A 14,137-nucleotide genomic window follows, 5' to 3' on the forward strand; every position below is an offset into this window, starting at 1 on the left:
CTTCGCGCCGCGCCCACAATGCGCCGCCGCCGTTTCGCCCGCGCCCCGTGCACGCCTACTACGCCGACCACTTCGTGCTGCCCCTGCCCAGCGGGCACCGCTTTCCCATGGCCAAGTACGGCCGTCTGCGCGAACGCCTGGCGCGCGAACTGCCCGAGGTGGATCTGCACGAGGCGCTGCCCGCCAGCGACGGGGAGTTGGCCCTGGTGCACGCGCCGGCCTACATCGCCGCGGTGGCGGACGGCTCCTTGAGCCCTGCGATGCAGCGTGAGATCGGTTTCCCCTGGAGCCCGGCGATGGCCGAGCGCGCGCGCCGTTCGGTGGGCGCGACGCTGCAGGCCGCGCGCCGCGTGATGGGGCAGGGCGGCGGCCTGGCGGCCAATCTGGCGGGCGGCACGCACCACGCCTACGCCGACAAGGGGGGTGGCTTTTGCGTCTTCAACGACTTCGCGGTCGCCGCGCGGCTGATGCAGGCCGAACACGCCCGCCGCCACCGCCAGCCGCTGCGCGTGGCCATCGTCGACCTTGACGTGCACCAGGGCAATGGCACGGCACGCCTCTTCGCGGCCGACCCCAGCGTGTTCACGCTCTCGCTGCACGGCGCCAAGAATTTTCCCTTCCGCAAGGAGCCGAGTGACCTGGACGTGGAGCTGCCCGACGGCTGCGGCGACGACGACTACCTGCACGCCCTGGACCTGGCGCTCGACGAGCTGGCGCGCCGCTTCGAGCCCGGACTGGTGCTCTACCTAGCGGGCGCCGACCCGCACGAGGGCGATCGCCTGGGACGCCTCAAGCTCAGCTTCGACGGCCTCGAAGCGCGCGATCGCCGCGTGATGGACTGGGCCTGGTCGCGCCGGCTGCCGCTGGTCTTCGCCATGGGCGGCGGCTACGGCCACGACCTGGAGGCCACGGTGCAGGTGCAGATCAACACCTACCGCACGGCGCTGGCCTTCGAGCGCCGCTGGCTGGCAAGGCCGCCGGCGCTGGCGGCTGGAACCCCCTCCGGTACGCACTGGCACAATCCTGCGCCATGACCGCACCGGCTTCCCGTCCCCAGGCCCGGCCCCGCAGCGACTTCCGCGTCTTTCGCGCCATCGGCACCCGCTGGGCCGACAACGACGTCTACGGCCACGTCAACAACGTCGTCTACTACAGCTGGTTCGACACCGCGGTCAACGCGCACCTGATCGAATCCGGCGCGCTCGACATCCACGCGGGCGGCGTCATCGGCCTGGTGGTGGAGACGCAGTGCCACTATTTCGAGCCGCTGAGCTTTCCCCAGACCGTGTGGGCCGGCCTGCGCGTGGCGCACCTGGGCACGTCCAGCGTGCGCTACGAGGTGGGCCTGTTCGCCGACGGCGCGGACCGCACGGCGGCGCACGGCCATTTCGTGCACGTCTACGTGGACCGGACCAGCCGCCGACCCGTGTCCTTGCCCGACGCCTTGAAGAAGACCCTGGAGACCCTGAGATGAACCTCGCCGAGCCCGTCGCGATCGACCCCGCGAGCGTCGACGCCGCCATCACCAGCCGCATGTCGGTGCGCGCCTTCCTGCCCACGCCGGTGCCGCGCGAGACCATCGAACACATCCTGGACGTGGCCAGCCGCGCCCCGTCGGGCACCAACACCCAGCCCTGGCGCGTGTACGTGCTGCAGCATGCGGCGCGCGACGAACTCGTGGCCAAGGTCTGCGCCGCCCACGACGCCATCTACGCCAACCCCGCGCTGGCCGCCGAGTACCGTGAGGAGTACGACTACTACCCCGAGAAATGGGTCAGCCCCTACATCGACCGCCGGCGCGAGAACGGCTGGGGTCTGTACGGTCTGCTGGGCATCAACAAGGGCGAGAAGGACAAGATGCATGCGCAGCACCACCGCAACTTCCGCTTCTTCGACGCGCCCGTGGGCCTGATGTTCACGCTCGATCGCGTGATGGGCCGCGGCTCGCTGGTGGACTACGGCATGTTCCTGCAGAACATCATGGTGGCCGCGCGCGGCCAGGGCCTGCACACCTGCCCGCAGGCGGCCTGGAACGGTTTCGCGAAAATCATCCTCCCGCACATCGGCGCCGGCCCCGACGAAATGGTGGTCTGCGGCATGGCGCTGGGCTACGCGAACCCCGACGAGCCCGTCAACGGTTTTCACACGCCGCGCGAACCGGTCCGGTCGTTCACCCACTGGTTGGGTTGAGGCCACCCGCTCTTTCCGTTTTTCCTTTTCTTCTTCAGGAGACAGACATGATCACCACCCCCAGCGGCCTGCAATACGAAGACACCGTGGTCGGGCAGGGCGAGGAAGCCCAGGCAGGCCGACCGGTGCAGGTGCACTACACAGGCTGGCTGTACGTCAACGGCGCCGCCGGCAGCAAGTTCGATTCGAGCAAGGACCGCGGCCAACCCTTCGAATTCCCGCTGGGCATGGGCCACGTCATCCGCGGTTGGGACGAGGGCGTTCAGGGCATGAAGGTCGGTGGCACGCGCCGCCTGGTGATCCCGGCCGAGCTGGGCTACGGCGCGCGCGGCGCGGGCGGCGTGATCCCGCCCAACGCCACGCTGCTGTTTGAAGTCGACCTGCTGGCCGTCTGAACGGGAGCGCGTCGTGAGCTCCCTTTCGCTCAGGGCCCTGGCCCTGTCGTGCCTGTTGTTGCCCGGCCTGGCCGGCGCCGCCGAGCTCGACGGCAGCCAGCTGTCCGCCTGGTGGGGCCTGCCCTTCGCCGGCGTGCTGCTGTCCATTGCCGTCATGCCGCTGCTGGCGCCCATGTTCTGGCACCACCATTTCGGCAAGGTGTCGGCAGCCTGGGCCCTGGTCTTCCTGGTGCCCTTCGCCCTCACGTTCGGCGCTGGCGCCACGGGCGCCGCGGTGGTGCACGCGGCGCTGGCCGAGTACATCCCCTTCATCATCCTGCTCACGGCGCTGTTCACCGTGGCCGGCGGGATCTTCGTGCGCGGCAACCTGCACGGCAGCCCGGGGCTGAACACGGGCATTCTGGCCATCGGCGCGGTGCTCGCCAGTTTCATGGGTACCACCGGCGCCTCCATGCTGCTGATCCGCCCGCTGATCCGCGCCAACGACAACCGCCGGCACCAGGTGCATGTGGTGGTCTTCTTCATCTTCATCGTGTCCAACGCCGGTGGTGCCCTCACGCCGCTGGGCGATCCGCCGCTGTTCCTGGGCTTCCTCAAGGGCGTGGGCTTCTTCTGGACGCTCGAGCATCTGTGGGCCAAGACCGGTTTCATCATCGGCGTGCTGCTGGTGCTGTTCTATCTGATCGACTCGTACTACTACCGCCGCCGCGAGGAGGTCCGCGCGCCCGATCCCACGCCCGACACGCCGCGCCTGGGCTTCGACGGCGCCATCAATTTCGCGCTGTTGGGCGTGGTGGTGGTGCTGGTGTTGATGAGCGGCCTGTGGAAGTCCCCTGTGGTGTTCAACGTGGCCGGCACCGAGGTCGGCCTGCCCGGCATCGTGCGCGACGTCGGTCTGATCATCGTTACGCTGGTCTCGCTGCGCATCACGCCGGAGAGCGCGCATGAGGGCAACCAGTTCAACTGGGCTCCCATGCAGGAAGTGGCCAAGCTGTTCGCGGCGATCTTCCTGACCATCATCCCGGTCATCGCCATGCTCAAGGCGGGCGTGGACGGACCCTTCGCGGCCGTGATCCGCGCGGTCACGCACGCCGACGGTTCGCCGAACAACGCCATGTACTTCTGGGCCACGGGCGCGCTGAGCTCCTTCCTGGACAACGCGCCCACCTACCTGGTGTTTTTCAACACGGCTGGTGGCGATCCGCAGGTGCTGATGACCACGCTGGCGCCCACGCTGATCGCCATCTCGGCCGGCGCGGTGTTCATGGGCGCCAACACCTACATCGGCAATGCGCCCAACCTCATGGTCAAGGCCATCGCCGAGGACCGTGGCGTGAAGATGCCCAGCTTCTTCGGCTACATGGCCTGGTCGGTGGCCATTCTGGTGCCGCTGTTCCTGGTCGTCACCTGGATCTGGTTCCTCTGACCCGCCCCGTTTCCCGACAACACCACCCCAAGGAGACCCGCCGCATGGCCGCCAAGCCCGCCATCCTCATCAGCCGCAAGATCTTCCCCGAGGTCGTCGAGCACCTGCGCCAGCACTTCGAGGTCGATCACAACGACGCCGATGGCGTGCTCGCGCCGGCCCAGCTCATCGAGCGCCTGCAGGGCAAGGTGGGCGCCCTGACGACCGGCAGCGAGCGCATCGACGGCGCCATCGTCCAGGCCGTGCCCTCGCTGCGCATCGTGGCCAACATCGCGGTGGGCTACAACAACTTCGACGTGCCCGCGCTCAGCGCGGCCGGCGTGCTGGCCACCAACACGCCCGACGTGCTCACCGAAACCACGGCCGACTTCGGCTTCGCGCTGCTCATGGCCACCGCGCGCCGACTCACCGAGAGCGAGCATTTCCTGCGCGCCGGCCAGTGGAACCGATGGGCGCTCGACATGTTCGCCGGTGCCGAGGTGCATGGCAGTACCCTGGGCATCCTGGGCATGGGCCGCATCGGCCAGGCCATCGCGCGCCGCGGCGCCCTGGGCTTCGGCATGAAGGTGATTTACCACAACCGCTCGCGCCTGGATCCGTCCACCGAAGCCGAATGCCAGGCCCGCTACGTGGACAAGGCCACGCTGCTGCGCGAGGCCGACCACCTGATCCTGGTGCTGCCCTACAGCAAGGAAAGCCACCACGCCATCGGCGCGGCCGAGATCGCCCAGATGAAGCCCAGCGCCACGCTGGTCAACATCGCGCGCGGTGGCATCGTGGACGACGCGGCGCTGGCGAAGGCGCTGAAGGAGCGGCGCATCGCCGCCGCCGGCCTGGACGTGTTCGAAGGCGAACCCCAGGTGCACCCCGATCTGCTCACCGTGCCCAACGTGGTGCTCACGCCGCACATCGCCAGCGCCACCATCCAGACGCGGCGCGCCATGGCCATGCTGGCGGCCGACAACGTGATCGACTACCTCACCACCGGCCAGCCGCGCACGCCGCTCAACGCCGAGATCATCGGGAAAGGCGCGCGCGCCTGACCATGGACACCTGGTTGCTGATCGCGCTGCTGGCGCTGGCCTTCGTGGGCGTGGCGCTGCAGCTCCTGCTGTGGCGCCGCCGGCCCGAACCTCCCCCGGTGTCGCCGGAGGACATCGCCCACCGCCAGGCGGTGCTGGCGCAGCTCCAACAGATCGCCCAGCGCGTGGAGCATGTGGAAGGCGAGCTGCGGCGCGAGGTGAGCGACAACGCCCGCAACGCACGACAGGAGCAGCAGGAGAGCCTGAGCCGCTTCCAGGAATCCATCACCGCGCAGTCGGCCGAAACCACGCGCACGCAGAACGCGCAGCTCGACGGCTTCGCCCAGCAGCTGGTGCAGCTGCGCGGCGCGCTGGGCGACGCGCTGACGCGCCAGCTGCAGGACATGAGCGAGGCCAACGCGCGCCGCCTGGCCGAGATCCGCACCACGCTGGACGCCCAGCTCACGCAGCTGCAGCAAGGCAACGCCGCGAAGCTCGACGAGATGCGTGCCGTGGTCGACGAGAAGCTGCAGAGCACGCTGCAGGCGCGCCTGGGCGAGAGCTTCAAGCAGGTGGCCGACCGCCTGGAGCAGGTGCACAAGGGCCTGGGCGAGATGCAGACGCTGGCGCAAGGCGTGGGCGATCTCAAGCACCTGCTCACCAACGTGAAGACGCGTGGCATGTTTGGTGAGGCCCAGCTGGCCGCGCTGCTGGAGCAGGTGTTCGCGCCCGACCAGTACGCGGCCCAGGTGGTCACGCGCCCCGGCACGCGCAACCCGGTCGATTTCGCGGTGCGCCTGCCGGGCCGTGGCGACGACGGCGCGCCCTGCTGGCTGCCGATCGACGCCAAGTTCCCGAACGAAGACTACGAGCGCCTGCTCGACGCCCAGCAGCGCGCCGACGGGGACGGCGCCGAGGCCGCGGGCCGTGCGCTGGAGCAGCGCATCCGCCTGGAGGCCAAGTCCATGGCCGACAAGTACCTCGAGCCGCCGCACACCACCGACTTCGCCATCCTCTTCCTGCCCACCGAGGGCCTGTACGCCGAGGTGCTGCGCCGCCCCGGCCTGATGGAGTTGCTGCAGCGCGAGCACCGCGTCACCCTGGCCGGCCCGACCACGCTGATGGCCATGCTCAACTCGTTGCAGATGGGCTTTCGCACGCTGGCGCTGGAAAAGCGCAGCAGCGAGGTCTGGCAGGTGCTGGGCGCGGTCAAGACCGAGTTCGGCAAGTTCGGCGACGTGCTGGCGCGCGTGAAGAGCCAGACCCAGACGGTGCTCAACACCCTGGACCAGGCCGAGGTGCGCAGCCGCGCCATGGGCCGTGCGCTCAAGACCGTGGAAGCGCTGCCGCAGGACCGCAGCAGCGCGCTGCTGCCGCTGGACAGCGACCCCTCCGACCCCGAGGCCCCTTGAACCCCCGCTTGCGCGTGGATCTCGCGCGGCTGATCGCTTCGCAGATCAGCGTGCACGCCTGCATGACCGGCTTTCGCATGGCGGCGCCCCTGATGGCGCTGCGCGAAGGCCACAGCGCCTGGTCGGTGGGCGTGCTGCTGGCGCTGTTTGCGCTGGCGCCGGTGTTCCTGGCGCTGCCGGCCGGCCGCTTCGCCGACCGGCACGGCCTGCAGCGCCCGGTGCGCCTGGCCGTGACCGTGGCAAGCCTGGGCGGGTTGGCGGCCGTGGCCTGGCCCACGTTCTGGGTGCTGTGCCTGTCGGCCACCACCTGTGGCGCCGCCAGTGGCCTGGCCATGATCGCGCTGCAGCGCCACGTGGGCCGGCTCGCGCACGACGCGACCGAGCTGCGCCAGGTGTTCAGCTGGATGGCGGTGGGGCCGTCGATCTCCAACTTCCTGGGACCGGTGCTGGCCGGCTTCGTCATCGACCACGCGGGGTTCCGCTGGGCCTACCTGGTGCTCGCGCTGCTGCCCTGGCTGGCCTGGTGGTGGGTGCGGCGCACGCAGGAACTGCCGCGCGAGTCCGCGCCCGAAGGCGCCCGCAAACGTTCGTCCTGGGACCTGCTGCGCCAGCCCGATTTCCGCCGCTTGATGGCCCTGAACTGGATGCTGTCGTCCTGCTGGGACGTGCACACCTTCCTGGTGCCCGTGCTGGGCTACGAGCGCGGCCTGAGCGCCACCGCCATCGGCGCCATCCTGGGCGGCTTCGCGCTCGCGGCCACGGCCATCCGCGTGCTCATGCCCTGGATCGCCGCGCGCCTGCGCGAATCGGCGGTGATCGCCGCGGCCATGTTCGCCACCGCCACGCTGTTCGCCCTCTACCCCTTCGCGCACGCGGCCTGGGCCATGGCCACGCTGTCGGTGCTGCTGGGTTTCGCGCTGGGCTCGGTGCAGCCCATGATCATGAGCATGCTGCACCAGATGACCCCGCCGCACCGCCACGGCGAGGCCCTGGGCCTGCGCGCCATGGCCATCAACGGATCGAGCGTCGCGATGCCCCTGCTGTTCGGCTCGGCCGGCGCGGCGGTGGGCGTGGCCTACGTGTTCTGGGCCGTGGGGGGCGTGGTGGGCATGGCCTCGCCCATGGCCTGGCGCTTGCGGCCGGCGGTCGCGCCGCCGGAACGCTCTCGGCCCTGAGGACCGTCGGCCGCTGGCTCCCGAAAGCCCAGGCCGGTGAGGTAGATGTCCATGGTCTGGCGTCCGCGCGTGACCAGGTCGAAGGCCTTGGGGTCGAGCAGCCAGTTCTGAATCAGGCCGTCGATCATCACGTGCAGGCCCAGCGCCGCCGCCGACAGGGGAATGGGCAGGCTCAGGCCCTGGCGCTGCGCGGCCAGCTGCAGGGTATCGCGGGTCACCGCCATGCACTCGTTGCGCACCCGCAGGTGGCGATCGCGCACGGCCTGCATCTCGTCGGTGTATTCCACTTTGTGCGTGGCCACCTCGAACACGCGCCGCGTGCGCTCGTCGCGTGCCGTCTGGCGCAAGGCGCTGCCCATGGTGTCGCGCAGGGAGCGCAGGGGATCGTCCTCGGCGGCGGCCGCACGGCCCGCCTCGGCGAGTGAGGTCTCCAGCGGCAGGGTCACGCGCTCCATCATGGCGTTGAACAGGTCGGCCTTGTCCCTGAAGTGGTGGTAGACCGCGCCGCGCGTGGCGCCCGCGGCGGTGGCGATGTCGTTCAGCGTGGTGCCCGACACGCCCTTGGCCTGGAACAGGCGCTCGGCGGCGTCGAGCAGCCGGTTGCGCGTTTCCTGTGCTTCGGCTTTGGTGCGGCGGGCCATGAATGGACTTTGGTAAAAGAGGGGCTTTGCGGAAAAAAGCCGAATATACATACATTCACGTATGTATACTCGCGCGTTTCCCGAGCCCACCCGCGCGCCGAGGTCTATTCCATGCCCAGTTCCTTCCCGCTGCCGCGCTCCCGCGCGGCCAAAACCGTTGTTGCCATCGCCCTGGTCACCCTGGTGGCCGCCTGCGGCAAGCAGGGCGCCCCGGCCCAGGCCGGCGGCGGCGCGCCGCCGCCGCCCGAGGTGGGCGTGATCACCGTGGCCCTGGGCGACGTGGGCCTGGTCAACGAACTCCCGGGTCGCCTGGAGGCTTCGCGCGTGTCCGAGGTGCGGGCGCGCGCCGCCGGGATCCTCCAGCAGCGCCTGTTCCGCGAGGGCAGCGAGGTCAAGGCCGGCCAACGCCTGTTCCAGATCGACTCCGCGCCGTACCAAGCCACGCTGCAGAGCGCGCGCGCCACGCTGGCCCGCGCCGAGGCCAACCTGAGCCAGGCCAAGGCCCTGGCCGACCGCTATGGACCGCTGGTGAAGGAAAACGCCATCAGCCAGCAGGAATACGCCAACGCCCAGGCCGCGCAGAAGCAGGCCGAGGCCGACGTGGCCGCCGGCCGCGCCGCGGTGCAGACCGCCAGCATCAACCTCGGCTACGCCAACGTCACCGCGCCCATCAGCGGGCGCATCGGCCGCGCGCTGGTGACCGAGGGCGCGCTGGTGGGGCAGGGCGAGCCCACGCCGCTGGCCGTGATCCAGCAGATCAACCCCATGTACGTGAACTTCACGCAGTCGGCCTCCGAGGTCTACCGCCTGCGGCGCGCCTTGCAGAGCGGATCGCTCAAGGGCGCGGGCGATCAGGTCGCTCGCGTGAAGATCGTGCTGGAGGACGGCTCGGTCTATGGCCGCGACGGCCGCCTGCTGTTCTCCGATCTCACCGTGGACAGCGCCACCGGCCAGGTGACGCTGCGCGCCGAGGTGCCCAACCCCGACGGGGTCCTGCTGCCCGGCCTGTACGTGCGCGTGCGCATCGAGCAGGCCACGGCGGGCAATGCGTTGCTGCTGCCCCAGCAGGCCGTCACGCGCACGGCGCAGGGTGATTCGGTGATGGTGGTCGACGGCGAAGGCAAGGTCGCGCCGCGCAACATCACCGTGCGGGGCCAGCAAGAGGGCCAGTGGGTCGTGACCGAGGGCCTCAAGTCCGGCGACCAGGTCATGGTCGACGGCTTTCAGAAACTGCATCCGGGCGGCACCGTCAAGCCCGTGCCCTGGAAGAAGCCGGGTGAGCAGAATCCCAATGGGGCCGCGCCTTCCAAGGCCAGCTGAGGCAAGCACACATGGCGAAGTTCTTCATCGACCGGCCCATCTTCGCGTGGGTGATCGCGTTGTTCGTGATCGTGATGGGCGCGGTCTCCATCACGCAGCTCCCCATCGCGCAGTACCCGCCGGTGGCGCCGCCCTCCATCACGATCAACGCCACCTACCCCGGCGCGTCCGCCAAGACGCTCGAGGATTCGGTGCTGTCCATCATCGAGCAGGAAATGAACGGCTCGCCCGGCCTGATCTATATGGAGTCGGTGGCGCAGGCCAACGGCACCGGCTCGATCACGCTGAGCTTCCAGCCCGGCACCAACCCGGCGCTGGCGCAGGTGGACGTGCAAAACCGGCTGTCGCGCGCGTCGCCGCGCCTGCCGGCGGCCGTGACGCAGCAGGGGGTGCGCGTGGACCAGGCGCGCAGCAACTTCCTGCTCTTCACCATCCTCACCAGCGACGACCCCAAATGGGATCCGGTGGCGCTGGGCGACTACGCCGCGCGCAGCGTGCTGCCCGAAATCCAGCGCGTGCCCGGCGTGGGCCAGGCCCAGCTGTTCGGCACCGAGCGCGCCATGCGCATCTGGATCGACCCGGCCAAGCTGCTCGGCTTCAACCTGAGCGCGGCCGACGTGAACGCGGCCATCCGCGCGCAGAACGCACAGGTCTCGGCGGGTGAAATCGGCGCGCTGCCCAACGTGGCGGGGCAGGGCATCTCGGCCACCGTGGTGGTCAACGGCCAGCTCGGCACGGTCGAGCAATTCGGCAACATCGTGCTGCGCGCCTCCCCCGGCGGTGCCACCGTGCGCCTGAAGGACGTGGCGCGCATCGAACTTGGCGCACAGGCCTACGCCACCTCCGCCCGGCTGAACGGCAAGCCCTCCACCGGCATCGGCGTGCAGCTGTCGGCCAGCGGCAATGCGCTGGCCACGGCCGACGCGGTGCGCGCCAAGCTCACCGAGCTGGAGCGCTTCTTCCCCGAAGGCATGAGCTGGACCATTCCCTACGACAGCTCGCGCTTCGTGAAGATCTCCATCCAGCAGGTGGCGCAGACGCTGCTGGAGGCGGTGGCGCTGGTGTTCCTGGTGATGTTCCTGTTCCTGCAGAACTTCCGCTACACCATCATCCCGACCATCGTGGTGCCGGTGGCGCTGTTGGGCACCTTCGCCGTGCTGCTGGCCATGGGCTTCTCGATCAACGTGCTCACCATGTTCGGCATGGTGCTGGTGATCGGTATCGTGGTGGACGACGCCATCGTGGTGGTGGAAAACGTCGAGCGCATCATGAGCGAGGAAGGCTTGCCACCCTTGCAGGCCACGCGCAAGGCCATGGGTCAGATCTCGGGCGCCATCATCGGCGTGACCGTGGTGCTGATCTCGGTGTTCGTGCCGCTGGCCTTCTTCAGCGGTTCGGTGGGCAACATCTACCGCCAGTTCGCGGCGGTGATGGGCGTGTCCATCGCCTTCTCGGCCTTCATGGCGCTGTCGCTCACGCCCGCGCTGTGCGCCACGCTGCTCAAGCCCGTGCCCAAGGGGCACCACGTCGAGAAGAAGGGCTTCTTCGGCTGGTTCAACCGCGGCTTCGCGCGCACCACCGGCGGCTACTCGCGCACGGTGAGCGCGCTGCTGCCGCGGGCTGGCCGCATGCTCATCGTCTACCTGGCCATCGGCGCGGCGGCGGCCTGGGTGTACGTGAACCTGCCCACCTCCTTCCTGCCCAACGAAGACCAGGGCACCATGCTCGTGAACGTGCAGCTGCCCCCGGGCGCCACGCAGGAGCGCACCCTGGAGGTGATGGAGCAGGTCGAGGGCTACATGCTCAAGCAGCCCGAGGTGCAGAGCATGGTCAGCGTGCTGGGCTTCAGCTTCTCGGGGCAGGGCCAGAACGCCGCCTTGGCCTTCATCACGCTCAAGGACTGGGCCGAGCGCCACGCGCCCGGCAGCTCGGCCGAGGCCGTGGCGGGCCGCGCCTTTGGCGCGCTCATGGGCATCCGCGACGCCTTCATCTACCCGCTGAGCCCGCCGCCGATTCCGGAGCTGGGCGCGTCTTCGGGCTTCAGCTTCCGCCTGCAGGACCGGGGCGGCCTTGGCCGCGAGGCCTTGACCCAGGCGCGCGGGCAACTGCTGCAGCTGGCCGCGCAAAGCCCGGTGCTCACCCAGGTCCGCCCCGACGGCCTGGAGGACGCGCCGCAGCTGCAGCTCGACATCGACCGCGACCGCGCGCAGGCGCTGGGCGTGGGCTTCGACGCCATCAACGCCGCCATCGGCACCGCGCTGGGCTCCAGCTACGTGAACGACTTCCCGAACAGCGGGCGGCTGCAGCGCGTGGTGGTGCAGGCCGAGGCCGCGGCGCGCATGCAGCCCGATGACCTGCTGCGGCTGAACGTGGTGAACAACCGCGGCCAGGCCGTGCCGCTGTCGGCCTTCGCGTCCACGAAGTGGATCACCGGACCCATGCAGACGGTGCGCTACAACGGCTACCCCACCATGCGCATCAGCGGCATGGCGGCGCCGGGCTACAGCACGGGCGCGGCGCTCAACGAGATGGAGCGCCTGGCCACGCAGCTGCCTCAGGGCATCGGCTACGAATGGACCGGCACCTCGCGCGAGGAGAAGCTCGCCGGCGCGCAGGCCATGGTGCTCTATGGCTTCGCCATCCTCGCGGTGTTCCTGTGCCTGGCCGCGCTGTACGAAAGCTGGACGATCCCGCTGTCGGTGATCCTGGTGGTGCCGCTGGGGGTGGTCGGGGTGCTGCTGGCCACGCTCTTGCGCGGCTACCAGAACGACGTGTACTTCCAGGTCGGCCTGATCACCATCATCGGCCTGTCGGCGAAGAACGCCATCCTGATCATCGAATTCGCGAAGGACGTGCAGGCCCAGGGCAAGAGCGCCATGGAGGCGGCACTGGCCGCGGCCCGCCTGCGTTTCCGGCCCATCATCATGACCTCGATGGCCTTCACGCTGGGTGTGGTGCCGCTGTTCATCGCGTCGGGCGCAGGCTCGGCCAGCCAGCGCGCCATCGGCACCGGCGTGATCGGCGGCATGATCTCCGGCACCTTGCTGGCCGTGTTCTTCGTGCCGCTGTTCTTCGTGGTGGTGCGCCGCTTCTTCAAGGGCAGCGAGCGCCAACACCAGCGCGACCGCGAGAGCGCGCGCGCACATGGAGTCGACAACGATGAATCCTGATTTCACTACCCGCCTTGGCCCGCTGGCGGCGGCGCTGCTGCTGGCCGGCTGCTCGATGATCCCCACCTACGAGCGCCCCGCCGCGCCCGTGCCGCAGACCTATCCGCAAGCGGCCGACACCGCGGGCGTGCGCAGCGCGGCGGACACCGCTTGGCGCGACTTCGTGCAGGACGCGCGCCTGCGCGAGCTCGTGCAGCGCGCGCTCGACAACAACCGCGACCTGCGGGTCGCCACGCTCAACATCGAACGCGTGCGCGCGCAGTACCAGATCCAGCGCGCCAACCAGTTCCCCACCATCGGCGTGGCCGCCAGCGGCAACCGCCAGCCGAACGGCAGCGGCGGCATCCAGAGCACCTACAGCGTGGGCCTGGCCCTGAGCACCTGGGAGATCGACTTCTTCGGCCGCCTGGGCGCGCTCAAGGAGGCCGCGCTGGCCGACTACCTGGCCAGCGAACAGGCGCGCAACGCCGCGCAGACCAGCCTGGTCTCGGCGGTGATCAGCAGCTGGCTGAGCCTGCAGACCAACGAGGCGCTGCTGGCCATCACGCGCCAGACCCAGGCCACGCGCGAGGACTCGCTGCGCCTGACCAAGCTGCGCTTCGACAACGGCGCCGCCTCGGCGCTGGACCTGCGCCAGGCCGAGTCGCTCGCGGCCACGGCCCGCGCGGCGCTGGCGCAGCAGCAGCGGGCGCGTGCGCTCGACGTGAACGCGTTGAACCTGCTGGTGGGTGAGCCGGTGCCGGCCGAGCTGCTGCAAGTGGCCGAGGGCGACGCCGCCTTGCTGGCGGACGTGCCGGCCGGCCTGCCCTCGGACCTGCTCACGCGGCGCGCGGACATCCGCCAGGCCGAACAGACCCTGATCGCGGCCAACGCCAACATCGGTGCGGCGCGCGCGGCTTTCTTTCCACGCATCACCTTGACCGCCAGCGCGGGCACGGCGAGCAGCGACCTGTCGGGCCTGTTCAAGGACGGCAGCTGGGGCTTCACGCTGAACCCGGTGGCGCTGCTGCCGATCTTTGACGCGGGCCGCAACCGCGCGGGCCTGCAATCGGCCGAGGTCTCGCGCGACATCGCCGTGGCGCAGTACGAAAAAGCGATCCAGACGGCGTTCCGCGAGGTGGCCGACGCGCTGGCCGGGCGCGCGACGCTGGCCGACCAGCTGCAGGCGCAGCGCGACCAGGTGACGGCGGAGGAGGACCGCTTCCGCCTGGCCGACCTGCGCTACCGCAACGGTGTGGCGAGCTTCCTCGACGTACTGGACGCGCAGCGCGCGCTGTTCGCGGCGCAGCAGGCCGAGGCGCAGACGCGCCTGGCCCTGCAGCAGAACCGCGTGGCGCTGTACGCGGCGCTGGGCGGGGGCTGGCTGGAGTGAGCCCGGGCCGGTGG

The 14,137-nt window shown here is 70.0% G+C and carries 12 protein-coding genes; 11 read left to right on the forward strand and 1 reads right to left on the reverse strand.

Going from position 1 to position 14,137, the window contains the following annotated elements; all coding sequences use genetic code 11:
- Positions 1-47 precede the first annotated feature (47 nt).
- The 8 genes from SOM08_RS10305 to SOM08_RS10340 are packed head-to-tail and all read left to right on the forward strand — an operon-like array spanning position 48 to position 7,620.
- Positions 48-1,034 (forward strand): histone deacetylase, encoded by a 987-nt coding sequence (locus SOM08_RS10305; protein WP_116957865.1) that lies wholly within the window; start codon positions 48-50, stop codon positions 1,032-1,034.
- Complete coding sequence (locus tag SOM08_RS10310) at positions 1,031-1,474, forward strand: acyl-CoA thioesterase (protein WP_116957866.1); 444 nt, start codon at positions 1,031-1,033, stop codon at positions 1,472-1,474. Before SOM08_RS10305 ends, SOM08_RS10310 begins: the two co-directional genes overlap by 4 nt.
- Positions 1,471-2,190 (forward strand): nitroreductase, encoded by a 720-nt coding sequence (locus SOM08_RS10315; protein WP_116957867.1) that lies wholly within the window; start codon positions 1,471-1,473, stop codon positions 2,188-2,190. Before SOM08_RS10310 ends, SOM08_RS10315 begins: the two co-directional genes overlap by 4 nt.
- Before the next feature lie 47 nt (positions 2,191-2,237).
- Positions 2,238-2,585 (forward strand): FKBP-type peptidyl-prolyl cis-trans isomerase, encoded by a 348-nt coding sequence (locus tag SOM08_RS10320; RefSeq protein ID WP_070397898.1) that lies wholly within the window; start codon positions 2,238-2,240, stop codon positions 2,583-2,585.
- Positions 2,586-2,598: 13 nt separating this feature from the next.
- Positions 2,599-4,011, forward strand: a complete 1,413-nt coding sequence (locus SOM08_RS10325) for a sodium:proton antiporter (protein WP_322470626.1) — start codon at positions 2,599-2,601, stop codon at positions 4,009-4,011.
- 44 nt (positions 4,012-4,055) lie between these two features.
- Positions 4,056-5,054, forward strand: a complete 999-nt coding sequence (locus tag SOM08_RS10330) for a 2-hydroxyacid dehydrogenase (protein WP_070397896.1) — start codon at positions 4,056-4,058, stop codon at positions 5,052-5,054.
- A 2-nt stretch (positions 5,055-5,056) separates the two neighbouring features.
- Positions 5,057-6,445 (forward strand): DNA recombination protein RmuC, encoded by a 1,389-nt coding sequence (gene rmuC, locus SOM08_RS10335; protein ID WP_116957870.1) that lies wholly within the window; start codon positions 5,057-5,059, stop codon positions 6,443-6,445.
- 8 nt (positions 6,446-6,453) lie between these two features.
- Positions 6,454-7,620 (forward strand): MFS transporter, encoded by a 1,167-nt coding sequence (locus SOM08_RS10340; protein WP_116957871.1) that lies wholly within the window; start codon positions 6,454-6,456, stop codon positions 7,618-7,620.
- On the opposite strand, the gene SOM08_RS10345 is transcribed toward SOM08_RS10340, so the two are convergent.
- Positions 7,521-8,261: a TetR family transcriptional regulator gene (locus tag SOM08_RS10345; protein WP_322470627.1), complete on the reverse strand. Its 741-nt coding sequence runs from the start codon at positions 8,259-8,261 to the stop codon at positions 7,521-7,523. The two genes, SOM08_RS10340 and SOM08_RS10345, sit on opposite strands and share 100 nt — an antisense overlap.
- A gap of 111 nt (positions 8,262-8,372) precedes the next feature.
- Here SOM08_RS10345 and SOM08_RS10350 point away from each other — a divergent pair, with 111 nt between their 5' ends.
- Genes SOM08_RS10350 through SOM08_RS10360 form a run of 3 tightly spaced genes read left to right on the forward strand, consistent with a single transcriptional unit; the run spans position 8,373 to position 14,123 of the window.
- Positions 8,373-9,581 carry an efflux RND transporter periplasmic adaptor subunit gene (locus tag SOM08_RS10350; protein WP_116957873.1) on the forward strand — a complete coding sequence of 403 codons (1,209 nt, stop codon included), beginning with the start codon at positions 8,373-8,375 and terminating at the stop codon, positions 9,579-9,581.
- Between the two features lie 11 nt (positions 9,582-9,592).
- Positions 9,593-12,751, forward strand: a complete 3,159-nt coding sequence (locus tag SOM08_RS10355) for an efflux RND transporter permease subunit (RefSeq protein ID WP_116957874.1) — start codon at positions 9,593-9,595, stop codon at positions 12,749-12,751.
- Positions 12,741-14,123, forward strand: a complete 1,383-nt coding sequence (locus SOM08_RS10360) for an efflux transporter outer membrane subunit (RefSeq protein WP_181936419.1) — start codon at positions 12,741-12,743, stop codon at positions 14,121-14,123. Before SOM08_RS10355 ends, SOM08_RS10360 begins: the two co-directional genes overlap by 11 nt.
- The last annotated feature ends 14 nt before the right edge of the window (positions 14,124-14,137 follow it).

The sequence above is a fragment of the Hydrogenophaga sp. SNF1 genome (genome assembly GCF_034421675.1).
Lineage (GTDB): Bacteria > Pseudomonadota > Gammaproteobacteria > Burkholderiales > Burkholderiaceae_C > Hydrogenophaga > Hydrogenophaga borbori.

Coding starts and splice junctions, on each gene's coding strand:
- SOM08_RS10310 (WP_116957866.1), top strand. CDS start 1,031: ATGACCGCACCGGCTTCCCGTCCCCAGGCCCGGCCCCGCAGCGACTTC.
- SOM08_RS10315 (WP_116957867.1), top strand. CDS start 1,471: ATGAACCTCGCCGAGCCCGTCGCGATCGACCCCGCGAGCGTCGACGCC.
- SOM08_RS10320 (WP_070397898.1), top strand. CDS start 2,238: ATGATCACCACCCCCAGCGGCCTGCAATACGAAGACACCGTGGTCGGG.
- SOM08_RS10330 (WP_070397896.1), top strand. CDS start 4,056: ATGGCCGCCAAGCCCGCCATCCTCATCAGCCGCAAGATCTTCCCCGAG.
- rmuC (WP_116957870.1), top strand. CDS start 5,057: ATGGACACCTGGTTGCTGATCGCGCTGCTGGCGCTGGCCTTCGTGGGC.
- SOM08_RS10345 (WP_322470627.1), bottom strand. CDS start 8,261: ATGGCCCGCCGCACCAAAGCCGAAGCACAGGAAACGCGCAACCGGCTG.
- SOM08_RS10350 (WP_116957873.1), top strand. CDS start 8,373: ATGCCCAGTTCCTTCCCGCTGCCGCGCTCCCGCGCGGCCAAAACCGTT.
- SOM08_RS10355 (WP_116957874.1), top strand. CDS start 9,593: ATGGCGAAGTTCTTCATCGACCGGCCCATCTTCGCGTGGGTGATCGCG.
- SOM08_RS10360 (WP_181936419.1), top strand. CDS start 12,741: ATGAATCCTGATTTCACTACCCGCCTTGGCCCGCTGGCGGCGGCGCTG.